Source organism: Corallococcus sp. bb12-1, from assembly GCF_026626765.1.
Classification (GTDB): Bacteria; Myxococcota; Myxococcia; order Myxococcales; family Myxococcaceae; genus Corallococcus; species Corallococcus terminator.
In genome coordinates, this window is record NZ_JAPNJZ010000015.1 from 415,091 (window position 1) to 438,033 (window position 22,943).

The 22,943-nt window shown below is 69.7% G+C and carries 20 protein-coding genes; 7 read left to right on the top strand and 13 right to left on the bottom strand.

Annotated elements, in window-relative coordinates; genetic code table 11:
* Positions 1–11: 11 nt before the first annotated feature.
* Complete coding sequence (locus OV208_RS19025) at positions 12–983, bottom strand: nicotinamidase (RefSeq protein ID WP_267575254.1); 972 nt, start codon at positions 981–983, stop codon at positions 12–14.
* A gap of 54 nt (positions 984–1,037) precedes the next feature.
* Positions 1,038–2,483, bottom strand: coding sequence for a nicotinate phosphoribosyltransferase (locus OV208_RS19030; protein WP_267575255.1), 1,446 nt, complete (start codon positions 2,481–2,483; stop codon positions 1,038–1,040).
* 213 nt (positions 2,484–2,696) lie between these two features.
* On the opposite strand from OV208_RS19030, the gene OV208_RS19035 reads away from it, so the two are divergent.
* On the top strand, positions 2,697–3,443 hold the full coding sequence (locus OV208_RS19035) for an MmcQ/YjbR family DNA-binding protein (protein ID WP_267575256.1): 747 nt from the start codon (positions 2,697–2,699) through the stop codon (positions 3,441–3,443).
* Positions 3,444–3,507: 64 nt separating this feature from the next.
* Here OV208_RS19035 and OV208_RS19040 read toward each other — a convergent pair whose 3' ends face one another.
* Genes OV208_RS19040 through epmA form a run of 3 tightly spaced genes read right to left on the bottom strand, consistent with a single transcriptional unit; the run spans position 3,508 to position 6,031 of the window.
* Positions 3,508–4,287 (bottom strand): inorganic pyrophosphatase, encoded by a 780-nt coding sequence (locus OV208_RS19040; protein ID WP_267575257.1) that lies wholly within the window; start codon positions 4,285–4,287, stop codon positions 3,508–3,510.
* The gene (locus OV208_RS19045; protein ID WP_267575258.1) at positions 4,284–5,018 is read right to left on the bottom strand and encodes a lysophospholipid acyltransferase family protein; all 735 of its coding nucleotides are present in this window, start codon (positions 5,016–5,018) and stop codon (positions 4,284–4,286) included. Before OV208_RS19045 ends, OV208_RS19040 begins: the two co-directional genes overlap by 4 nt.
* Entirely contained in the window at positions 5,018–6,031 is a 1,014-nt protein-coding gene (gene epmA / locus OV208_RS19050; protein WP_267575259.1) for an EF-P lysine aminoacylase EpmA, read from the bottom strand. The genes OV208_RS19045 and epmA overlap by 1 nt, the downstream gene beginning before the upstream one ends.
* Positions 6,032–6,061: 30 nt before the next feature.
* Here epmA and OV208_RS19055 point away from each other — a divergent pair, with 30 nt between their 5' ends.
* Positions 6,062–7,816: a chromosome segregation protein SMC gene (locus OV208_RS19055; protein WP_267575260.1), complete on the top strand. Its 1,755-nt coding sequence runs from the start codon at positions 6,062–6,064 to the stop codon at positions 7,814–7,816.
* Between the two features lie 154 nt (positions 7,817–7,970).
* Entirely contained in the window at positions 7,971–8,507 is a 537-nt protein-coding gene (locus tag OV208_RS19060; RefSeq protein WP_267575261.1) for an FHA domain-containing protein, read from the top strand.
* Positions 8,508–8,570: 63 nt separating this feature from the next.
* Here the strand turns inward: OV208_RS19060 and OV208_RS19065 are convergent, their stop codons facing one another.
* The 4 genes from OV208_RS19065 to OV208_RS19080 all read right to left on the bottom strand — a co-directional run bounded on the left by OV208_RS19065 (position 8,571) and on the right by OV208_RS19080 (position 13,896).
* Complete coding sequence (locus OV208_RS19065; RefSeq protein ID WP_120542868.1) at positions 8,571–9,608, bottom strand: SPFH domain-containing protein; 1,038 nt, start codon at positions 9,606–9,608, stop codon at positions 8,571–8,573.
* Between the two features lie 195 nt (positions 9,609–9,803).
* Positions 9,804–10,604: an ABC transporter permease subunit gene (locus tag OV208_RS19070; RefSeq protein ID WP_120542869.1), complete on the bottom strand. Its 801-nt coding sequence runs from the start codon at positions 10,602–10,604 to the stop codon at positions 9,804–9,806.
* Between the two features lie 2 nt (positions 10,605–10,606).
* The gene (locus OV208_RS19075; protein ID WP_267575262.1) at positions 10,607–11,566 is read right to left on the bottom strand and encodes an ABC transporter ATP-binding protein; all 960 of its coding nucleotides are present in this window, start codon (positions 11,564–11,566) and stop codon (positions 10,607–10,609) included.
* Positions 11,563–13,896, bottom strand: coding sequence for an ArnT family glycosyltransferase (locus tag OV208_RS19080; RefSeq protein WP_267575263.1), 2,334 nt, complete (start codon positions 13,894–13,896; stop codon positions 11,563–11,565). The genes OV208_RS19075 and OV208_RS19080 overlap by 4 nt, the downstream gene beginning before the upstream one ends.
* Positions 13,897–14,165: 269 nt before the next feature.
* On the opposite strand from OV208_RS19080, the gene OV208_RS19085 reads away from it, so the two are divergent.
* Both OV208_RS19085 and OV208_RS19090 read left to right on the top strand, forming a co-directional pair.
* Positions 14,166–15,482 carry a hypothetical protein gene (locus tag OV208_RS19085; protein WP_267575264.1) on the top strand — a complete coding sequence of 439 codons (1,317 nt, stop codon included), beginning with the start codon at positions 14,166–14,168 and terminating at the stop codon, positions 15,480–15,482.
* Between the two features lie 8 nt (positions 15,483–15,490).
* On the top strand, positions 15,491–16,354 hold the full coding sequence (locus OV208_RS19090; RefSeq protein ID WP_267575265.1) for a hypothetical protein: 864 nt from the start codon (positions 15,491–15,493) through the stop codon (positions 16,352–16,354).
* Between the two features lie 39 nt (positions 16,355–16,393).
* Here the strand turns inward: OV208_RS19090 and OV208_RS19095 are convergent, their stop codons facing one another.
* Positions 16,394–17,824, bottom strand: a complete 1,431-nt coding sequence (locus OV208_RS19095) for a rhomboid family intramembrane serine protease (RefSeq protein WP_324291392.1) — start codon at positions 17,822–17,824, stop codon at positions 16,394–16,396.
* 240 nt (positions 17,825–18,064) lie between these two features.
* Between OV208_RS19095 and OV208_RS19100 the strand changes: the two genes are divergently transcribed.
* A complete protein-coding gene (locus OV208_RS19100; RefSeq protein WP_267575267.1) occupies positions 18,065–19,888 on the top strand; it encodes an FHA domain-containing protein in 1,824 nt (607 codons plus the stop codon).
* 44 nt (positions 19,889–19,932) lie between these two features.
* Positions 19,933–20,526 (top strand): response regulator, encoded by a 594-nt coding sequence (locus OV208_RS19105; RefSeq protein WP_267575268.1) that lies wholly within the window; start codon positions 19,933–19,935, stop codon positions 20,524–20,526.
* Here OV208_RS19105 and OV208_RS19110 read toward each other — a convergent pair.
* The 3 genes from OV208_RS19110 to OV208_RS19120 are packed head-to-tail and all read right to left on the bottom strand — an operon-like array spanning position 20,523 to position 22,934.
* The gene (locus OV208_RS19110; RefSeq protein WP_267575269.1) at positions 20,523–21,287 is read right to left on the bottom strand and encodes an enoyl-CoA hydratase/isomerase family protein; all 765 of its coding nucleotides are present in this window, start codon (positions 21,285–21,287) and stop codon (positions 20,523–20,525) included. The two genes, OV208_RS19105 and OV208_RS19110, sit on opposite strands and share 4 nt — an antisense overlap.
* Positions 21,288–21,314: 27 nt before the next feature.
* Positions 21,315–21,533 carry an acetyl-CoA carboxylase biotin carboxyl carrier protein subunit gene (locus OV208_RS19115; protein ID WP_267575270.1) on the bottom strand — a complete coding sequence of 73 codons (219 nt, stop codon included), beginning with the start codon at positions 21,531–21,533 and terminating at the stop codon, positions 21,315–21,317.
* Between the two features lie 51 nt (positions 21,534–21,584).
* Positions 21,585–22,934 (bottom strand): acetyl-CoA carboxylase biotin carboxylase subunit, encoded by a 1,350-nt coding sequence (locus OV208_RS19120; RefSeq protein ID WP_324291394.1) that lies wholly within the window; start codon positions 22,932–22,934, stop codon positions 21,585–21,587.
* Positions 22,935–22,943 lie beyond the last annotated feature (9 nt).

Genomic DNA, 22,943 nt, shown 5'->3' on the forward strand with positions numbered 1-22,943 from the left:
CTCCCTTCCCGTTACTCCCCCACCCCGTCCGTCGTGCGCACCACGCGCATCCCCGAGGCGCGGAAGCTCTCCAATGCCTCCTTCGCGATGCGGGGGAAGTCCAGCGCGGCGGGCAGCGGGCTCACCGGGGGCGCGGGCACGGGGCTCATCGCGTCCTCGAGGATATGGATGCGCGACAGCTTCGACGGATCCGTGCGCTCCAGGTACTGCTGCAGGTCCCGCAGCGTGGACAGCACGCAGTGGGAGCTGGCCTGCCCGAAGACATACACGCGGTCGAACGTCATCAGGTGATCCATGAGGCCCTGGTTGAACTCGCCCACGCGCTGGCCCTTCACCTCCTTCACCTCCGGCGACATCACGGAGTAGCTCTCCGTCAGCGGGTGCTCGCCCTTCAGGTCGAACCGGGTGGGCGTGTCGCGCACGAGCGCGTGGAAGAGGCTGGCCTCGTACATCGCCGGCATCAGCGCGTGGCTCATCCCGCCCAAGAGCGAGTGGTACGGCCAGATGTTGAGCACGTACCGTCCGCTCGCCTCCAATTGCTCGCAGTACGACAGGCTCTCCTGCGGGTGGCGCGTGGGGCGCCAGCGGCCACTGCGCACGTCCTTCGCGCTGATGACCGTCATGGGCGCGGGCGGACGACCCTCCGCGTCCTTCCACCACGCGGGGTGGAAGATTTGAAACACGCGATGCGTGTCCAACGAGAACACGAGCTCCGTGATGTGGGCCATGTTCGTGTACAGCCACAGCAGCGCGCGCGCGGTGTCATCCACCGCGCCGGGGACGAAGAGGGCCGCGCCGGGCATGCAGAAGCCCACCTGCACGTCGATGCCGAACGCCGCGACGCGGATGGGATCCTCGCGCGCAGGACGCACGCGGTTCTCGGCGGCGTAGCGGAAGGCCTCCGCGGAGACCTCCGCGACGCGCTCCAGGTACAGCTCACCGACGCGGTTGATGTCGAGAAACCCGGGGAGGGGCAGATACATGACGTCGTCTCCAGACCGCATGACGCCGCCCACCCCGTCGTCCTACCGGAAGCGTCAGCGTCCCTGTGGGAAGTGGCGCCGCGTGAGCGATTCCACCAGCGCCTGAGTGGTCGCAGTGTAGCCGATGCGCTGCTCCTCCGGCGTCACGCCCTCGGCGATGGACAGCGACGGCGTCCCGGCCTCCGACTCCATCAGCGGGAAGTAGCCCTGGGGTGTCGCCTCACCCGCCTGCCCCACCAGTCCCAGCGGCCCCGTGCCGGTGCGGCGGCGGAAGATGATGGGCGTGCCGGGGACGCTCTGCTTGCCCTCGGTCAGCTCGTTGCCGAACTTCATCACCGGCGTCGCACCCGTACACGACAGCTTGTAGACGGCCGCCACCCGGTCGCGCGTCATCGCGTGCGACATGGTCCGCGCGACGATGTGGCCGCCGTAGCCGTAGAACTGCGCGGTCGGCTCCCAGCCCACCTGCCTGCGCAGCTCCTCGAACTCGCGCGTCATCTGCGCGTCCAGGCCGTCCTCCAGGATGAGCACCGGCTTGATGCCCATGTCCCGGGCGCGCGTCACCGCGTACAGGTACTGGAGCTTCTTGTTGCCGGAGTCGAACCGGATGGAGTCCCCACCCTGCGGCTCCTCGGAGATGAGCTTGAACGCGGCCGGGATGCCCGACATAAGCGTGTCGAAGGTGTCCAGCAGGTAGCTGGAGCGCTGCGGCCGCCGCTCGTGCATCGCGCGGAAGGCCGCGTCGTCGGAGCCGTAGCGCTGCACGTGCTCGTGGCCCATGGTGCCCACGGGAATCATCCCCAGCACCCGAGCGCCCTCCACGTTGCTCGTGCGCTGCACGCCCGCATCCTGGCAGGCCCTCAAAGCCAGCTCGTGCTGCTCCAGGCAGGTGGCCGCGCGCAGGCCCACCTCGAAGATGCGGGCCGGCTCCTCGACGATGTCCACCAGCTCCTTCACCTGCGCCCGCACGCGTTGCAGGTAGCCCTCCGTGTCCACCCGGATGGGGAAGGGCTTCACGCCCACCTGGTCCAGCGTCTCCAGCGCGATGCGCTTCTCCTCCTCGCACGTCACCGTGGCGAGCGCGCGCGCCAGCGCCTCGCGGTCCTGCAGCGCCTGGGTGGCCACCTGGATGCGGTAGTTGAGCTGGAGCAGCAGCGGCTCCAGCCAGGACACCAGCGCGGAGGAGCCGGTGAGCGTGAGGATGGGCTCGCGCGGCAGGAACACCGCGCCCCGGGGGACGGCGCGCACGGACAAGCGCTCCGTGCGCAGGATGGCCGCCTTGAAGCCCACGCCCATCTCGTAGTCGTGCTGGGCGAGGAAGGCATAGTCCTCCGGACGGGGCACGGGCAGCAGCCGGCGCACGTACGCCTCCAGGTCCAGCGGCATCACCTGCGGCCCGCCCTTGCGGTGCGAGTAGTAGAACGTCTCCTTCCGCAGGGGCCAGCCGGCCTCCGCCATGCTGAACTTGTAGCCATCCGTGGCGAGCAGCGACTGAGACATTGAGGCAGGGCTCCTTGTTGACCCAAAGACTATGCGTCACGCCCACCCGTTACCTAATGCCTCGCGTCCGGAAGGATGCGGGGTGAAGAAGCTCGGGGGGCGAGACACGGGTGTCCTGTCACCCGCTTCTTCACGGACCAACACATCTGGGAATACGCCCGCCGCGACAGGTCCGGTTAAGCTGTCCGGACTCACAACGAAGCCAAGGTGCCCATGCCCGCAGAGAACGAGACGCAGAAGGTCGAAGCGGTACTGCGCGAACATGCGCTGAGCTACCCCGGCGCCCACGAGGACTTCCCCTGGGGTCACCGCGCGATGAAGGTCAATGACAAGACCTTCCTCTTCATGACCGTGGAGGGCGAGAAGCTGAACCTCTCCGCCAAGCTGCCCGACTCCAAGGACGCCGCGCTCACGCTGCCCTTCACCGAGCCCACCGAGTACGGCCTGGGCAAGAGCGGCTGGGTGACGGCCCACTTCGAAGCGGCCGCGCAGGTGCCGGTGCCCGTCATCAAGGCGTGGATCGACGAGAGCTACCGCGCCATCGCGCCCAAGAAGCTCGTGAGCCAGTTGCCCGAGCGCGGCACCACCGTGCCCGGCCCCGCCTCCAAGCCCTCGAAGCCCGTCGCCGCCAAGCGCGGTGCCAGCCCCAGCGCCCGCGCGGGCGCCGCCACCCGCAAGGCCACCGCCCCGGTGAAGAAGGCCGCAACGAAGGTCGCGGCTCCGGTGAAGAAGGCCGCCAGGAAGGTCGTGGCCCCGGTGAAGAAGGCCGCCAAGAAGGTCGTGGCCCAGGTGAAGTCCGCCGCCAAGAAGGCCGCCGCGCGCGTGCAGTCCGTGGCCAGGCAGGTCGCGAAGAAGGTGCCGGCCGCCGCCAAGAAGGTCGCGCCCACCCGCAAGGCCGCGGCTCCTGCCCGGGGCAAGCGCACCCCCGCCGCGGCGCCGAAGCGCGCGCGCCGCTCGTAGCCCGCGAGGCCGCGCGGAAAGGAGGGCGTGCCGCCACCCTTCCGCGCGCCTTCGGGCAGGGGAACTACTTCGAGCCCTTGCCCGCGCTCCTGCCCATCACGCCCTTGCCCGACGCAGCCTTGCTCCCCGGGCTCTTGCCAACAGGGGTCTTGCTGGCAGCGCTCTTGCGACGGGGCGCCGGTGCGGAAGCCGCCTTGCGCGAGGGCTTCGACGGTTCCTGTTCCGTGAAGAGCTTGTCGTAGTCGCGCATGCTGCGGCGGATGACCTCCAGCGCCTCCGACCGATCGTAGACCTCCGCGATCTCCACGCTGCGCTTTCCCTCACCGGGGATCTGCTTGTAGGTGAGGAAGTAGTGCTTGAGGCGATCCAGCAGGGGGCGCGGCAGCTGCGCGATGTACTGGAGCTCGCCGTACACCAGGTCCGACTCCAGCACCGCGATGATCTTGTCGTCGGCTTCGTTGCCGTCGACCATCCGGAAGCCGCCGATGGGAACCGCGTGCACCAGCAGGTTGCCGTTGGAGACGACCTTCTCCGTCAGCACGCAGATGTCGATGGGATCCCCGTCGCCGTGGATGTCCTTGTAGCCGGTGCGCTCCGCGCAGCGCTTCGCCACCTGGTCGCCGCAGTACGTCTGCGGGATGAACCCGTAGAGCGTGGGGCACTGGCTGCTGAAGCGCTGGGGGCGGTCCACCTTGAGGATGCCGGACTCCTTGTCCAACTCGTACTTCACCGCGTCCGTGGGGACGATCTCGATGTACGCGTTGACGATTTCAGGAGACTCCGGACCCGGCGAGATGCCGTGCCAGGGATGGCTTTGGAACGTGGTCTGGTTCGACTTCTTCATGGCGTGTCTCCCGAGCGCTCTCGCGCCTCGGCATAGAGCCCGGCGACGGCCTCTTCCAGGCGTCGCGTGAGGGTGTCCCGGTCTTCCAGCGTAAGCCCCTGCGTCGGCACGGGCCTGCCCACCACCAACGCCACCCGCTGTCCCCAGCGGACCGCTCGGCCTCCCTTGGGGAGGATGAGCCGCGTCCCTGAGAGCGCCATCGGTACGACGGGAACCTGCGCCTGGATGGCCAGCGTGGCGGCGCCCTTCTTGAACGGCTTCAGCTCCCCGTCCGGACTGCGCGTGCCCTCCGCGAAGAACAGCACGCTCACCCGTTCGCGCAAGGCCGTCACCGCCTCCGACAGCCGCGCCTTGTCACCCGCCCCTCCGGTGCGCTGGACGGGGATGTTGCCCGCGCGCCGCATCGCCCGGCCGAACACGGGAATCTTGAACAGCTCCGCCTTGGCCACGTAGCGCGTGTGCTTGCGGATGTGGGCGAAGTTCACCATCGCGTCGAAGTGCGACTGGTGGTTGCACACGAAGACGACGTTGCCGTCCTCCGGGATGTGCTCCAGCCCGTACGCATCATGCCGCACGCCCGCCGCCGCCAGCGACGAGCGGCCCCACGCACGCAGCACCTTGTCCGCCGCCAGCGGGTCGAACCCGGACAGCACCGACACCGTCGCCGACGCCGCGCCCGTGAGCCCCACCGCGGCCGTGCCGGCGAACACCGTCTGGAGCAGCTTGCGCATCAGACGAACCCGTGTGCGGGGAACAAGAGGACGTCCTCGATGCGCTGGACCCCGAGCAGCAGCATGAGGATTCGGTCGAGTCCGACGGCGATGCCCGCCGCCGGAGGCATGCGCCCCACCGCTTCCAGGAAGCGCTCATCCAACGGATACACGGAGCGCCCCAACCGCCGACGCAAATCCTGTTCCTCCACCAGCCGCGCGCGCTGCTCCACCGCGTCCGTCAGCTCGGAGAAGCCGTTCGCCAGCTCCAGCCCCTTCGCGTACAGCTCCACCCGCTCCGCCACCGCGCTGTCGCCGGGCTTCAGCCGGGACAGGGCCGCCATGGAGGCCGGGTATTCGATGAGGAAGGTGGGCCGCTCGTGCCCCAGCCCCGTCTCCACCTTCTGCAGGAACAGGTGGAAGAAGACGTCGTCGAAGGACTCCGCGTCCCCGGTGCGCACGCCCGTGGCCTCCACCGCCCGCTTGAGCGAAGGGCCGTCCGCGTGCTTCCGGATGTCCACGCCCGTGGCCCTGAGGACGGCATCCCGCACCGTCACCCGCTCGTAGGGGGTGCGCGTGAAGAACGAAGGATCCGCGCCCGGAGCCCCTTCACCCGAGGTGGCCGCCGCTGCTCCGGCCGCCACCAGCGCGCCCTCCAGGTCATCCATGATGGCGTGGTAGTCCGCGTGCGGCCGGTAGAACTCCAGCAGCGAGAACTCCGGGTTGTGCGTCTGGGACACCTCGCCGTTGCGGAACACCTTGCAGATCTGGAACAGCGGCCCGGCCCCTTCGGCGAGCAGGCGCTTCATCGCGTATTCGGGGCTGGTGTGCAGGTACAGGGTGCGGGCCTTCCCCAGGTCCGTTTCAGGGACGAAGGGGGCCTCGAAGGCGGTGATGTACGGCTCCATGCCGGGCGTGGGCACGAGCAGGGGCGTTTCGACTTCCAGGTATCCCTGGCCGGCGAAGAACTGGCGCAGGGCGGAATACAGGCCCTGGCGTCCCCGGGCCGCCCGCCATGGGTTTACGTTGGGCATCGGCAGGTCGGAAGTAACATGGGCGGCCTCATGTCCCCAAGGATTCCCGCCCTCCTCGCCGCCGCCCTCTGTCTGCTGGGCGCCTGTCACAAGGCCCCGCCCGCGGCGCCAGTCCCCCCTCTGAGTGAGGAGCAACAACTGACCGGGGAGGTGAACGCCCTGGCCACGGAGGCGGCCCTGCTCCTGGAGGAGCAGCACCGGCTGGTGTGGGACTTCTGGACCGAAGGCAAGGTCGCGGACATCGCGGCGACGTACACCGGCAAGGAGGTCCTCTTCAGTCTGGAGAACCTGCGGCGCATCGACCGGCTCCGGCACCTGACGAAGGACCCGCGCGAACTGCGCGCCCTCACCGCGCTGCACGGCCACTTCGCCGGCGAGTTCCTGGCGCGCGAGCTGGCCGAATACAACGACGCCTCCGCCAACCTGGAGTCAGCGCTCCGGCTGAACGTGGACGGGCGCGAGGTGCGCTACCGCGACATGGAGCGGCTGCTCGCCAACGAGAAGAGCGCGGCGAAGCGCAAGGCGCTCTACACGGCGGCCACGCCCGCGCTCACGCGCCTCAACCAGACGCTGTACCGCAAGGCGGAGCGCACCGAAGAGCTGGTGAAGCAGATGGGCTTCGAGTCCTACGAGGCCTTCGGCAGCGAGCTGCGCCAGGCGGACCTGGAGCGGCTCTCCCAACTGGCGGAGGAGGTGCTCCAGGCCACCCAGGAACCGTACAAGCAGGTGATGGAGCGGCTGAGCCAGCGCGAGCTGGGACTGCCCTTCGCGCAGATTACCCGCGCGGACATCCCGCGCCTGTTCCGCTCGCGCGAGGTGGAGGACGCGTTCCCCAAGGGCGAGTCGCTGGCGAAGGCCCAGGCCACGGTGGCGGGGCTGGGCATCGACCTGGCCGCGCTGCCCAACGTGAAGGTGGATGCGCGCGACCTGCCCCGGAAGAACCCGCGCCCCCTGGCCATGGCGGTGCGCGTGCCGTCCGACGTGCGGCTGTCGTTCAAGCCCGGCACGGGCGTGCTGCACCAGGGCCGCGTGCTGCACGAGGTGGGGCACCTGATGCACGTGGCCTTCACGCAGGAGCCCCGCTTCGAGCTGGCCCGGCTGGGCAACCCCACGGTGGGCGAGGCGTACTCGGCGCTCTTCGAGGATCTGCTGGAGGATCCGGTGTGGCTGGAGGAGCACGCGGGCGTGCTCGGCGACAACGACAAGCGTGCCCAGTTCCTGGCGGCCTCCAGCGCGCACAAGCTGTACCTCATCCGTCACGCGGCGGGCCGGCTGCTCTACCAGTTGGAATTGCACCGGCGCGTGGAGGTGGATCCGCGCGAGCTGTACCGCGCGCTGATGGCGCGCGCGGGCGCCATGCCCATGACGGAGGACGACGTGGAGCGCTACCTCGTGGAGCAGGAGGACTTCTACCAATCCGCCGACAGCTTCCGGGCGTGGTTCCTCGCGGGCCAGTTGCAGGGACAGTTGAAGGCGCGCTTCGGTCCGGCGTGGTGGCACGCACCGGAAGCGGGCGCGTTCCTCAAGGAGCTCTGGGCCCGGGGCAGCGCGCCCTCCGCGCGCGAAATCACCCAGGCGATTGGTGAGAACGGGCTCGCGCCGGACGTGCTGCTGCTGCGGCTGAGCACCACGCTTCAGGTGCCCATGAAGCTGGACCTGCGCCGACTGGACGACACTCCCCCGGCACCAACGCCCGACGCGCCCACGGAGCCGCCGCCCGCCGTGAAGCCCTCCGCGACGCCCCACGTGAAGCCGTCTTCCACGTCCGCGTCCGTGCCGTCGTAGGCGTGCCCGCCGCGCTCCGCGCTCAAGGCAGCCAGCAAAAATCCATCCGGGATGTCCGCGTCCGTGCCGCTGGCCACGGACGCGGGGCCTCCCTCCAGGGCTGGCACTGGACGGCACTTCCCGTCCCCGCTGCCAGCACGTAGGGTTCCGGGCCATGGTGTCCGTGAATCAGCTTCGTCCCTTCGCGGAGGCTTCGCTGGACTCGTTCCGGGCCGCTTCCGGTTCCGTGGCCCTCATCCAGCAGCCGGTGGAGGCCGTCTTCCGCGACCCGACGCCCCACTTCATCGGCGCGCGCACGGTGGGCATGGCGCACCGCTCCCGGATGGCGGAGCGGCTGCTCGCGATGCTGCGCGACTTCGACAACCTGGAGGTGCACTTCCTCCAGCCGAACCAGGACGGCGAGGAGTTCACCGTGGGCCGCTCCGAAGCGGACCTCGTCGTGCCCGAGCTCTCCGTGTCCCAGCACCACGCCACCCTGCGCTGGAACGCCACCTCCGGAGACTTCTCCGTGCGCGACGCCCAGTCCATGAATGGCACATTCATCAACGGCGCCCCCCTGGGCTTCAAGGCCCAGGTGATGCTCCACGACGGCGCCACGCTGGCCTTCGGCGACGTGCAGTTCCTCTACCTGCGCGCGGAGACGCTGCACGAACACCTGCGCCTCGCGGCGCCCGGCATGCCCTCCCCCTGAACGCGACGAAGGCCCCGCCTCCACCTGGGAGACAGGGCCCTCGGGTGCTACGGAAACCGCTGACTACAGGAGCTTCATCAGCTCCGTGCGCTTGGCGGCGTACTCCTCATCGGAGAGCACGCCCGCGTCCTTCAGCTCCTTGATCTCCTTGAGCCGCTGCGCCGGGCTGCGCGTGTCGCCCGCGGGCGCCGCCGCCTCCGCGGGCTGCGGGGGCCGCTGCTGCTGCTGGTTGGCGAACTGCTGGGCCATGCCGAAGCCCATGCCCATCCCCATGCCCTGCAGCGCGCCGTCGGATCCGCCACCGCCCTTGGCCATGCCCTCGGACGCGCCGAGCATCGCCTGGCCCTGCGCGTACTGCTGGAAGCCGCCCGCCAGCCGCGAGTACGCCACGTCCTTGGACAGCTTCTTCAGCGTCGCCTCGTCCTCGGGCTTGATGCTGACGTGGAAGTTGCCCATCCGGACGATGGTGAGGCCGTAGCTGTCCACGTGCGGCTTGAGGCCGGCGAGGATCTCCACCTCCATCTCTTCCAGGTAGGCGCCGCTCGTCACATCCAGCAGCGGCCACTTCTTCTTCACCAGCATTTCGGCGGTGCGGTCGCGCGTCACCTTGAGGACCTGGCCCTTGAACCAGCCCAGGAACTCCTCGTTGCTCGCGCGGCCCATGCCCACCAGGCCCACCACCAGCTTCTCCGGCTCCGTCACGCGGATGGAGAAGTCGCCGTACACCATGGTGCCGATGCCCAGGCCCGTCTCCGGGTCGCGCACATCGCCAATGGGGCCGCCGAACTTCACGCCCGTGTGCTCACGCGTGGAGACAAAGAAGATCTCCGCCATGAACATGTTGCCGCCGGTGAAGCCCTCAATCAGCTTCCCCAGGAACGGGATGTTGCTGGTGTCCAACTGATGACGGCCGGGCCCCAGCTTGCCCTCCACCTTGCCGTCCTTGACGAACAGCGCCACCTCGTCGGCGTCGACGGTGAGCTGCGTCATCATCCGGACGTTCTTCTCCGGATACTTGTAGACGATCTCGCCCTTCGCCTCGTCCGCGCGGGCAATGAAGTTCCGCTTCGCCTCGCCCTTGATGCTGTCGAAGATCCCCATGTCTGTTTCAGCGCCTCCGTGGCCGCCTGGGCGGCAGGTCTTCAAAGCTCCGTAACCCCATCCCCTAAATGCATGGCCACCGGCACGAAAGCGCTTCCGCTTCCGACCCGACGTCCCACCCGGAACATAACAGCTTCACGAGCCCCTGCCCGTCTGGCAGCCCACCGGGAGTCCAGTCCCCGACCCGCCAGTGGTTCAACCCCAGCGGCTGACCAGACGTTCCCGGTCCAGGACGCGAATGCTGGCCACCAGGAGGATGAGATCCAACACCAGCACCACCCCTGCCTGGATGGCGTAGTACCCCAGGTCCGCCTTGAGCACGCCCGCCACCTGTCCGCCCACCATGCCCACCAGCGGCAGCACCACCAGGGCGGACAATTGCTGCGCCATGCGCGCCTCCGCCACCCGGGCGGAGATGAGCACCGCGACCCCGTTGCCGAAGAAGGCGAACAGCGGCGCGAACACGAACACGCCGAAGCCCCACAGCGCGTTGGGCATCAGGGGCCCCTGCACCAGCGGCCACGCCACGATGTCCACGCCCACGCAGAACAGGGCGAAGGCGAACCAGGTCATCAGCACCGCCGGCACCAGCGCCGCCAGGCTCTTGCCCATCACCAACTCCGCCGCCGACACCGGCGAGGCCAGGAGCGGCTCCAGCGTGCGGCGCTCCTTCTCCCCCGCCACGCTCTGCGACGCGATGAGGATGGGGATGAAGACGGGCATCACCAGGAACATGCCGAACCAGTCGGTGAGCGACTTGTCGATGAGGAAGCGCGCCGCGCTCGCGCCCAGGGGCAACGTGGGGTCGTAGAAGAGCGCCACCGTGCGCAGGTCCGAATGGTCCGGCTGCGACACGTACGTCCACACCACCCCGATGGGCACCGTCACCATCACCAGCGGCAGCACCCCCATGGACAGGAGCAGGCCCAGGTTCTTGCGCAGGTCCAGCGAGTCCTTCCAGAACACCGCCATCGCCCGTCGCGGTCGGAACGCCATGCTCACGCCACCCCGTCCTTGAGCAGATCCAGGTACACCTCTTCCAGCGGCCGCTGCGACGGCACCACGCTGTGCACGCGCGCGCCCGCGCCCACCAGGCACGCCACCACGTCGGGCGCCTGCGCTTCGTCCGCCAGCATCACCCGCAGGCGTCCGCCCTCCAGCAGCACGTTGGGCGCGAAGGGCAGCCGGGCCAGCGCGGGTCGGAACACTTCCGCGTCCCCTTCCACGCGCACGTCCAGCGCCTGACCCGAGCGGCGCAGCTCACGCACCGGCCCCAGCGCCAGGAGACGCCGTCGCACCACGGCCACGCGTTCGCACAGCCGCTCCACCTCCGACAGGTTGTGCGAACACAGGACGATGGTGCGCCCCTCCGACGCCAGCTCCGCCACCGCGTCGCGCACGGTGCGCGCGGACTCCGGATCCAGGCCGCTGGTCGGTTCATCCAGGAAGATGACGCGCGGGTCGTGCACCAGCGTGCGCACGATGGCCAGCTTCTGGCGCATGCCCTTGCTGAAGCCGCCGCACGCCTCGTTCTCACGGCCGCCCAGCCCGAAGCGCTCCAGGTAGTGCAGGGCCCGGGGCCACGCGGTGGCTTCGTCCAGCTCATGCAGCTTCATGAAGAAGCGCAGGTTCTCGCGCGCGGTGAGCCTGTCGTAGAGGCCGGGCTGTTCGGTGAGCAGGCCCACCACCTTGCGCAGGGACTCGCCGTCCCGGGTGACGGAGTGGCCCCACACCTCCGCTTCGCCCTCGGAGGGACGCAAGAGGCCCGTCAGCATGCGCACCGTCGTCGTCTTGCCGGCGCCGTTGGGGCCCAGCAGGCCGAACACCTCGCCGGGCCGCACGTCGAAGGTGAGCCCCTCCACCGCGAGGCGTTCACCGAAGCGCTTGGCGAGCCCCCGCACGCGGATGCCGCCCTCGGCAGGAGCTTCCACGCGCGGCACCGGGAGGGAGTGCGTCACTCGATGGTCACCAGGACGAACTTGTTGTTGATGTCGCGGTCGATGAGCGTGACGGTCTTGTCGGTGCCCACCGCGCTGCGCAGCAGGGACACGCGGCTGTGCTCCACCAGCGCCCACTCACGACCCGGCCGCGCCGCGTACTGGCGCATGCGCGTGTTGGCGTCGCCCGCGCGGAACTGCTCCACCGTGTTGCGCGAGTAGAACGTCTCCCCGCGCCAGTTCATCATGTACGCGGCGATGGGCTCCCCCGCCTGACGCTGGGAGTAGTAGCGCCAGAACAGGTCGCGCTGCGTCCAGTGGTGGGACAGGTCCACCCAGTGGCCCCAGTTGAACCAGAGCGCGAAGCCCACGGCCAGCCCCCAGAACGTGCCGAACAGCATCACGCGCGAGCGCTGCAGCGCGGCCACCACCGCCAGCACGCCGGCCACGCCGAACGCGAAGCCCAGGCCCGTCTTCACGTTGATGGTGCCGGAGAAGGCCTTGAAGAGCGCGTCCGAAGCGGCCGGGCCCTTGAAGCCGCGCACCGCCAGCACTACGCCCACGAGCGCGAGGAGGAAGCCCACCGCCTGGAACATCGTGCGGCCCGGAGCCTCCTCCGGCCGCGACGCCTGCCAGAAGACGAAGCCCGCCAGCGCCACCAGCGCCACGCCCCACAGCCCCATCGCGGACACCTGCCCCTGCGTGGCCACCGCGACCAGCGTGGCGACGCCGGTGAGCAGCAGGCCCAGCGCCACCGCGCGAGCCGCGCCCGGACGCTCCGCCTTGTCCTTGGAGGAGAAGGCCTCGAAGGAGAGGTAGACGCCGAAGGCCAGCAGCACCAGCGTCACCAGGTCGCCCATCCACAGCGGGCGCGAGGCGAAGAACGCGATGGGCTTGGAGACCAGGTCCTGCGGATAGGGCCGGTCGTAGTTGTAGACGAACAGGTCGGTGAAGTCCTTGGGGTTCTCCGCCAGGTCCTTGCCCACGAGGATGAAGAGCACCAGGCCGAAGATGAGGCTCACCGAGTGCTCGGAGACGCCGTCCTTCCACAGCCGGTCCACGAACAGCGCGATGAGGATGGCCAGGCCCGGCAGCACCGGGAACACGTAGTGGTGGAACTTCGTCGCGCTGGAGGCCAGCAGGTAGAACGCGAACGCCACCCAGACGACGGCGATGAGCGCCAGGTGGTCCGCCTTGTCGCGCGAGCGCAGCTTGAGCCGCGACACCACGGCGAACGCGCCGGGCAGGAGCGCCACCCAGGGGAAGATGGCGAAGCCGCCCTGTTCGATGAAGTAGGTGAACGACCCGCCCGGGGTGGTGGTGTGCACGCCCGCAGTGAGGCGGTTCAGGTGGTCGTGGATGAAGAAGCGGTACCAGAACAGCTTGCCCTCGTCGTCCACGCTGTCGAACAGGCACAGCGTCAGGTACCAGGGCACCGCCACGGCGAAGAACACGAGGATGCCCGTGCCCAGCTTCATCCGGTACATCTGCGCCCACAGCACCGGCATCTTCCGGGTGCCCGCGCGCACCTGGGCGCGCATCACCCCGCTCGTGAGCCAGCGCAGGTGCGCCTCCAGGCCCTCGCGGTCCCACGGGATGACGGCGGCGGCCGCGTAGAGGACGAGGATGACCGCGGGCAGGCCCACGCCCAGCAGGCCCTTGGCCAGCGTGGCCAGACCCGCGAAGACATAGAAGCCGTACCACCAGCCCGCGCGGTGCTTCGTCGTGTCGTCCAGCTGGCCGATGATCGCGCACGCCATCGCGCACACGAAGGTGGTGACGAAGGGCGTGTCGGTGACGGTCTGCCGGGTGAGCAGGAAGTACAGCGGCATGGTGGCCAGCACGAAGCCCGTGGCCAGTCCCGCGCGCGTGTTCACCACCCGGGCCACGGCAAGCGACAAGAGCGACACCGCCGCGATGCTCAGGAGCGCGAAGGGCATGCGCATGCCCCACTCCGTGTAGAGGCCCATGGCGCCGTCGCCCCGGAGGGCGCCGACGATGTTCATGCCCAGCGCCTGCATCCACATGGTGAGGGGCGGCTTGGAGAAGAACCACGCGTTCTCCCAGAAGGGATAGACGTAGTCGCTGCGCTGGATCATCTGACGGCCGACTTCGCCGTAGTGCGTCTCCCAGGGGTCCCACAGGCCGACCGCGCCCAGGTAGGGCACGAAGAGCAGTGCCGCGAAGCCCGCGGTCGCCAGGACCACGCGCGCGCTGAGGGACAGGGCCAACCACTTCTTCGCCCATGCCGACGTCAGGGTGTCCTCACCCAGGAGGGCCTGGGTGAAGGTCTCTTCCCGCTGCGGGGTCTGTTCGCCGTCGCTTGCCACGCGCACGTGCTCCTTCGTCATCCGGGACGGGCCCTTCGTGAGAGGCACGGGGCCGGGGGGCTTATATCCCCCCCATCCCCTCCGGTCGACCGACCTGGAAGGGGGTGCGCCATTCTCGCGTCAGTGCGTGCCCCAGACTGTGCAGGCGGTGTGCAGGCGCCTGCACAGTCGGCCGGGGCAAGTCCGCGAAAGCCCGTCCACCAGCCGGGGGCACGGGCTTTGTAATGGCCGCCCCGTCACAAGCTGCACCCGCGTGGCCGACAGCGCGGGGCTCTCCTTGAGGAGAATGGATGCTGGTCTCAGCGGTGACCCTGGGCTGTGCCCTCCTGTTCGGGCAGGTGGAGATGCCGGAGGCGGAGGTGCCCCCAGTCCCAACAGAAGCTCCGACGGACGCTCCGGTGAAGGCCCTGGTGGAGGCGCTGGAGCAGCCCCGCGCGCAAGCGGATCCGGACACGTGGGCCTTCCAGATGGCCGTGCCGGACACGAACTCGCCCCGACAGTCCTCGGCATCAAGGGTGCTGTGCCTGAACCTTCCGCCCACGCCCGCCGTCCCTTCGGGCCAGTGGCGCGCGCAGTGTGACGAGACGAAGAAGGAGTGCCTGGTCGCCCCCGCCTGGGAGCTGGACTCGGAGGGACATGAGACAGGCAAGCCTCTGGAGCGCGTGTCCATGTGCCTGGAGGTGATGCCCGCCGCGATGGCGCGTGCCTACCGGCTGGTGCCCGCCATCGCGGAGGCGCCCCCCGGCTGGTACCGCGACGAGCGCGGGCGGGTGTTGCAGTACAACTTCGATCTGCACCGGCGCATCCGGGTGGGGGGCGCCTGGGCGCCGCGCTGGCTGCATGAGACGGCGGGACGGGACGACCGCGTGCGGGTGGACTTCGGCGTGGACCTGGAGTGGCCGGGGGACCCCGGACAGTTGCACCGCATGACGCTCCTGGACACGGAGCTGTACCTGGGGGACGCGTCGTCGTTCGAAGCCACGCTCCTGAGCTACGACTTCCGCAGCGAGCGCGACGAGCCGCTCTTCCGGGTGACGACCTTCTACGGCAGGCCCCGGCGCTTCGACGTCTTCGCCAACCTGGGCTTCTGGCTGGAGGTGCTCCACGCCGAGCAGGTCCGCCGAGAGGACGTGAAGGCGGACTTCCTCACCCTGGGCTCCACGCAGGCGACGCTGGACCTGTGGCATTCGCGGGACCTGGTGTCCTACGTGCGCCTGAGGGCGGGCCCCTCCGTGGAGCGCGACCGGACGAACGGCTTCCTCACGCTGGTCCCCGCCGCTGCGCTGGAGGGGGACCTCACGGTGGACCGCGATGGCTTCCACCATGTGCTCTTCGGCGTGGAGGCCCAGAAGGTCCTGCTCGCGGAGCGCGTGGAGGGCCGGCCCCTGCGCCCGGAACGGCTGCGGCTGCGCGCGAGCTACGAGGTCATCGCCCTGGCCATCAACGACCAGCCCGTGAGCCTGACGCTGGACGGACGCGGGACGTGGCGCGACGACCTGGCGAACGCGCCCGCCGGCTGGGAGTGGTCCGCCCAGGCGGGACTGCGCTTCTCCCTCTGGGCTCCGGCGCGGCGTGATGCTCCCGGGGCGCAGGGCGGGAAGGAATAGGCACGGGGATGGTGGCACTCGCGCTGGCCCTGCTCCTGAGCACCCTGCCCCCCCCGGACGTGGCCTGCGAGGGCTCCACGGACGCCGGGGAGACGTTCCCCACCTGCTTCGATCCCGGAACCGGCTGGGTGCTGGGCACCGTGCTCCACGTGCAGGACGAGGAGGCCGCCCTGCTCCTGCGCACCGGCATCCTCCTGAGGGTGGTGCGCACCAGCAACAGCAAGGGGGACTCGAGCTGGTTTGATTCACACCGCCTCTTCATGACGGAGGCCCGGGGAGGCACGCACAAGGCCCTGAGCTTCACCGGGTATGACGGCCTGCTGCGAAGGCACGTCGACGAGGGCTCGCTCCTCGTGTCCTTCGGCAGGCCCGTGCGCATCCCCTTCCCCTTCGACGTGGCCATGGCCCTGCGCGCGGCCCACTTGGAGCGGCGCGTCTGGGAGGGACCGGGCTGGACGCTGGAGACCGGGCGCGTGGGCCTGCTGTTGGATCCCGTGCGCACGAACACCGAGTGGGGCTGGCTGGCCGTGGGCCCCGCCGCGAGTCACACCCTGCGCCACGACCGGGACGGCACCCAACACGAGGTGTCGCCGTTCACGTCGCTGCTGCTCGACACGGGCTGGGAGACGCGGGACGGACGCTGGGCGCTGCGCGCGACGGGGCTCGTGGGCTGGGCTTTCGACTTCGACGGAGGCTCCCACTTCCGCGCCCGGGGAGAGGTCGCGCTGGAGCACGTGCTCCTGGCCATCAATGACGCGCCGGTGTCCCTGCGTCTGGCGGCCACGGGCGTGCTCGGTGACGCGGGGCTCGCACGGCGCGACGAAGCGATGCTGAGCGCCGGGCTCATGGTGCGCCCGTTCGGTGAGCGCTGAAGGCGAACCGAAGCGTTCGTCGCCCGCATGGCCCCCGCCTTACGGTGCCTGCGTTTCGAGCGCCGCCTTCAACGCGCCCTCGGCCGCGCGCAGCCGGGCATCGCGAGGATCCAGGCGGCGGGCCTCCTCCAGCCGCAGCAGGGCCTTCGCCGTGTCGCCCCGCGCCAGTTCGCACCGCACGCCCGCCTCCATCGCGCCCGTGTCGGACGGCCCGTACACGCGCGCTTCTTCCGCCGCGTGACAGCCTTCCTCCACCTGCCCGGATTCGAAGAACGCCCGGGCCAGCTCCACCCGCGTGTCGACGTGCGCCGGCGCCAGCCGCACCGCCGAGGTCAGCGGCTCCACCGCGTCCGCTGGAAGCCCCCACCGCCGCAGCCCATGCCCCAGCTCGCGCAGCGGCCCCGCGACCCCCGGCACGAGCAACGCCCGGGCCCGGGCGATCCGCAGCTCCGCGGGCTCCTCGAAGCGCACGTCCGCCACCATCCGCTCCACCACCCGCCCATAGGCGGGATAGGCATGGGGCCACGTGAAGACGAGCCGGTACACCCATTCCCCCCGGGGCACGAACCACGCCACCAGATGCGTGGGGCCCCCGGTACCGTCCAGCTCCGCGCGGATCCGCTGCGCGGGCCGGCCGCCCAGGGACGCGGGCTCCAGGCCACCCACGGACACCGTGCGCCCCTCCGGCCCCGCCACGCCGGGCACCAGCGCTTCATCCCGGAAGTGCCGCGCCTGCACCGAACCATCCCCGGGCTCGCCCGCCTCGATGGCCTCCGCCGCGAGCGTGGCGCGCCCCAGGCCCGTCAGCCCGTTGGAGAAGGCCCGCCGGCCCCGACCGTCGTCCTCCCGCCGCCAGCCCTCCGGAAGCGACACCGCCAGGCCGAAGCCGTCATCTCGCTCCACCCGCCACCCCGAACGCTCCGCCACCACCACCGCCGCCCCCAGCGCCGCCAGCACCACCACCCCCGCCGCGCGCGCCACGCCCGGAACGCCGGCCCCCAGCGTCCGCGAGCGCAGGAAGACGCCCACGAGCAGCCCCGCCAGCAGGCCGCCCAGGTGCCCCGCGTTGTCCACGCCCGCGCTCGTCCACCCGAGCCACAGGAAGACGAGCACCGTGGGCAGGGCGCTCTCCCCGGAGAACCACCGGAAGCGCGCCCCCGGCCCGTTTCGCGAGCGCCGCCCCAGCACCAGCAGCGCGCCCACGCAGCCGAACACGAGCCCTGACGCGCCCACGCTCACCGTGGGCGACCACCAGAGCGAGCCCGCCATGGTCGCAAGCCCCGCCACCCCGAGCAGCGCCAGGTAGTCCCACCAGCGGCACGCCCGCTCCACCGCCGAGCCCACCACCGTGAACACCAGCAGATTGAGCCCCAGGTGCAGCCCGTCCCGGTGCAGCAGGTTGGCCGCCAAGAGCCGCCAGCCCTGGCCCACGTCCGTCACCAGGGGGCCCGTCTTGGCGCCCCATCGCACCAGTGCATCCACTCCAGGGGGGCCACCGGGCGCCAGGATGACGTACAGAATGGCCTGTGCCGCTACCAGTGCTACGGTGAGCCAAGGTAGCCTCGACTCCCCACCCTTTCCGGCCAATCGACCGATGGACAACACTGCCTCCCTGACCCTGGGATGGGCAAAAAACCCTGTTGTTCCCGGGGGATACATGGCTTGTCTCGGCAAAGGGCATTCTGCTATAGCTGTACTCGGACCGGACCCGTGCTGAAGCTCATCATCGAAGACGACGAGGGGCGCAAGACCGTTGTTCCCTTCGTGCGCGACGAAATCACCATTGGCCGTCAGGAGGGCAACACGATCCGCCTGACCGAGCGCAACGTGTCACGTCGACACGCGCGACTCGTGCGCCTCAATGGTCACGTCGTGCTCGAAGACCTGGGGAGCTACAACGGCACCCGGATCAACGGTGAACGCGTCGCAGGCCAGCTCCCTCTCAAGGAGGGCGACCTCATCCAGATCGGCGACTACGATCTGGCGCTGCAGGTCGAAGGCGCGGCCGCCACCGCCGCCCCTACTGGCGCCATCACCGCCAAGGTGCCTGCCTCCCGCCGGGCGGACCCCGACGACGAGGACGACGCCCCAGCGGCCGCCGCGGCGCGGGCCGACGAGGAGGACGAGGACGACGCCGAGGATGGCGACGAACACGACCACACGCCTCCGTCCGCGGAGATGCGGCGCAACGCCACCTCCATCATCCGCATGGATCAGATGGAGGCGGACCGCCCCCGCAAGGTGGAGCGCGTCCCGGAGGACGAGCAGCCCCGGCTGCTGGTGCTCGCCCCCACTGAATTCAAGGGCCAGGAGTACGACTGCAACCGCACGGAGCTGCGGATCGGTCGCACGTCGGAGAACGACATTGCCCTGGACCACCGCTCGCTGTCCCGCACGCACGCGAAGATCGTGCGCGAGGAGACCGGCGAGTGGCGCGTCATCGACATGCAGTCGGCCAACGGGATGACGGTCAACGGCGAAAGCTACGCCCAGGCCACGCTGTCCCACGGCGACGTCATCGAGATGGGCCACGTGAAGCTGCGCTTCGTGGGCCCCGGCACGCTGGCGGAGGACATCGCCGCGCAGGGCCGCTCGGGTTCGAAGAAGATGCTGGTGACCGCGGCGGTCGCGTTCCTGTCCATCGCCGCGGGCGCCGCGCTCTTCGTCGTGAAGGGCGAGGAGTGGTTCGGCCCGTCGCCGACGCCGCCCGTCGTCACCGACAACCAGCCGCCGCCGGAGACACCGAAGACGCCTCCGGAGACCGTGACCGCGCCGACGCCGCCCGAGACGGCGCCCCCGGAGACGCCGCCCGAAGTGAAGGTGACGGAGCAGGACTTCGAGAACGCGCTCCAGGCAGGCGACTTCGCCACGGCCGGCACGGCCCTGGAGACGCTGCGAAAGACGAAGGGCGTCCCACCCCCCAAGGCGAAGGACATGCAGCAGCGCCTGACCCTGGAGACCAAGGCGCAGCAACAGCTCACCCTCGCCGAGGAGTCGTTCAATAGCGGCAAGTTCGCCGAGGCGGCCACCGCCCTCAAGGCCACCCCCGCGAACACCGTGGTCTTCGCCACCCGCTACAGCGATCTGGGCGCGAAGCTCGCCGCTCAGCAGCAGGCGGCCCAGGAGACACCGCCTCCGGTGGAGCCCCCCAAGCCCCCTGCTGGAACCAAAGCCTCGGGGCAGGCCCTTGAATCCGAGTACATGCAGGGCAAGAAGCCCGCGGATGTCACCAGGGACATTGAAGAGATCCAGGCCAAGGTCCGGGGCCTCATCACGCAGAGTCCGAACGAGGCCCTGGCGATCGCCAAGGATTGCGCCCAGCTGGTTTCCGAACTCCCTGAATGCCATCTGATGCTGGGAGTGGTGTACGCCAAGCTCAAGAACAGCAAGATGAGCGTGAGCCACTACGAGAAGTTCCTCCTGCTCACGTCCGCGGGCCACTCCAAGCGGGACCTGGTCGTCAAGGCGCTGAGCAAACTCAACGCGGCCGAGACTCCGCCCGGAAGTCAGGCCGACAAGAAGAACACCCAGTAACCCCCCCCGCAGCACTTCCCTCAACCCTGCAGCGAGGAGACGCTGTGCAGATTCGCATCCTGGTAGTTGATGACGAGCAGGACAACTGCGACTACCTCAAGCTGGTGCTGACCCGAGAGGGCTACGAGGTGGTCACCACCACCGACCCCACCCAGACGGTGGACATCCTCCGGGGCTCTGACTTCCACCTCGTCATCCTCGACATGATGATGCCGCAGATGTCGGGCACCGAAGTGCTGGAGCTCATCCGCAAGTACGACACGGACGTCGCTGTCATCGTCGCCACGGCCTACCCCACGGTGGACACGGCGGTCGCCTCGCTCAAGGCGCAGGCGTCCGACTACGTGAAGAAGCCCATGGAGCCGGATCAGTTCATTGCCGCCGTGCGCAATGCCCTCCAGAAGAAGGGTCTGTCGCAGGACCCGGAGGCGGACCTTCACCGTGCCATCGGCCGCACCATCCGCGACGCCCGCAAGACGCAGGAGCTCACGCTCAAGCAGCTTGCCCGCCGCACCGGCCTGTCCGTGTCCCTGCTGTCGCAGATTGAACGCGCGGAATCCTCCGCATCCATCTCGTCGCTCTACAAGATCGCCTCCGCGCTTCAGTTGCGGATGGGCGAGCTGTTCGGCGACACCTAGCGCCCGTTGAACAGGGGCGCGCGCTTTTCCAAGAAAGCCGCGCGCCCCTCCTTCGCATCCTCGCTGCCGAACGCCTCGCCGCGCACCTGACGCAGCCGCGCGACGTCCTCCGGAGCCAATCCGGAGCGCGACAGCAACCCGAACGCCTCCTTCATCCCCGTCACCGCCTTCGGGGCCTGCGCGGCAAGCGTCGCGCACAGCGCCAGCGCGCGCGCCTCCGCATCCTCCGGGCACTCGTCCAGCAGCCCCCACGCCAGCGCTTCGGGCGCCGGCAGCCTTCGCGCGGTGAGGAAGAGCTGCTTGGCCCGGGACAGCCCCACCAGCCGCACCGCCCGCGCCAGGCCCTCCGGCGAGTACACGATGCCCAGCCGGGCCGGGGGCATGAGGAAGAACGCGTCCTGGGCGCCCACGCGGAAGTCGCAGGAGGCCGCCAGGTCGAAGCCCGCGCCCACCGCGCCGCCCTGCACCAGCGCCACCGAGGGCACCGGGTGCCGCTCCAGCTTCAGCAGGCACGCCACCAGCGGGTCATCCGGCAGTCGTCCATCCGCGCCGGGCGGGCCCAGGTGCGTCAGGTCATAGCCCGCGCAGAAGTGCCCTCCCTGCCCGCGCACCAGCAGCACGCGGACGTGGGGGGCGGGCTCCAGCGCCGCGTCCAGGCGGGCCAGCAGCGCGTCGTTGAGGGCATTGCGCCGCGAGGGGTTGGAGACGGTGAGCACCCGGACGCCGCCGTCGCGGTCCTCCACTTCCAGCGTGGGCTCCATCGCCGTCTCCTGGAATCCGTGACCGGACTAGCCGACCACCACGAGGACGTCGCCCTCGTTGACCGACTGCGCTTCCTTGCAGCGGATCTCCGTCACCGTGCCGCTCACGTCGTCGGGGACCTCCACCGGCATCTCCATCTTCATCGACTCGAGGATGACGAGCGTGTCACCGGACTTCACCGCGTCGCCCACCTTCACCTCGATCTTCCACACCGTGCCTGTGATGTGCGCCGCAACGTCCGCCATGAGCCAGTCCCTCCTCGGGTGTGAAAAACGAAGCGCGACCTGCCGCGCTCCCTACGGCTTCGCGTGATGATCCAGGAAATGCGTGTCCAGCTCTCCGGCGCTGAAGGCAGGGTCCTTCAGGATGCGCAGGTGCAGCGGGATGTTCGTCTTGATGCCTTCGATGCGGAAGTCCTCCAGCGCCTTCACCGCGCGGGCAATCGCCTCGTCGCGCGTGGCGCCAGTGATGATGAGCTTCGCGATCATCGGGTCGTAGTTCGGCGTCACCACATCGCCCTCGGCATAGCCCGAGTCCAGGCGCACGCCCTCGCCCGTGGGCGGCTGGTACACCTTCAGCGGGCCAGGGGACGGGAAGTACTTCACCGGGTCCTCCGCGTAGATGCGGAACTCCAGCGCCGCGCCCTTCCGCTTCACGTCCTCCTGCTTCACCGTCAGCTTCTCGCCCGCGGCGATTCTCAACTGCCAGCCGATGAGGTCCAGGCCCGTGGTCAGCTCCGTCACCGGGTGCTCCACCTGGAGGCGAGCGTTCATCTCGATGAAGTACACCTGCCCGTCCGAGTACAGGAACTCCACCGTGCCCGCGTTCGCGTAGCCGAACGCCTTGGCCGCGGTGACGGCCGCCGTAAAGAGCTGCTCCGACAGCGCGGCGTTCTGCCCATTGGCGAACAACACCGACGGGGCCTCCTCCACCACCTTCTGGTGCCGGCGCTGGATGGAGCACTCGCGCTCCAGGCCGTGGATGAGGTGGCCGTGGGTGTCCCCTAGAATCTGCACCTCGATGTGGCGGGGCGCCGGGAAGTAGCGCTCCAGGTACACGCCTTCGCGGCCGAAGGCGGCCTTCGCGCGGTCCGTGCACTGGCGGTACACCTTCTCCAGCTCCGCGGGGTTGTTCGCCGCCGCCATGCCGATGCCGCCACCGCCGCTGGCGGCCTTGCACAGCACCGGGTAGCCGATGCGCTCCGCGGCCTCCAGGGCGCTCTGCACGTCCGGCAGCACGCCGTCGCTGCCCGGCACCACCGGTACGCCCGCGGCGGACACCAGCTTGCGCGCCTGGCTCTTGTCCTTCATCCGCGCCATGGCCTCCGGCGGCGGCCCCACGAACACCAGGCCCGCGTCCGCGCACGCCTGCGCGAACTCGCCGTTCTCCGACAGGAAGCCGTAGCCGGGGTGCACGGCCTGCGCGCCCGTCTTCTTCGCCGCCTCCAGGATGGCGGGGATGCTCAGGTAGCTGTCCCTGGCCGGCGCGGGACCGATGCGCACCGCTTCGTCCGCTTCCTTCACGAAGGGCAGCGTCGCGTCCGCGTCCGAGTGCACAGCGACCGTCTTGACCCCCATGCCCCGGGCGACCGTCCCGATGCGGCGCGCGATTTCACCCCGATTGGCGATCAGCAGCTTCTGGAACATGGCGAAGAC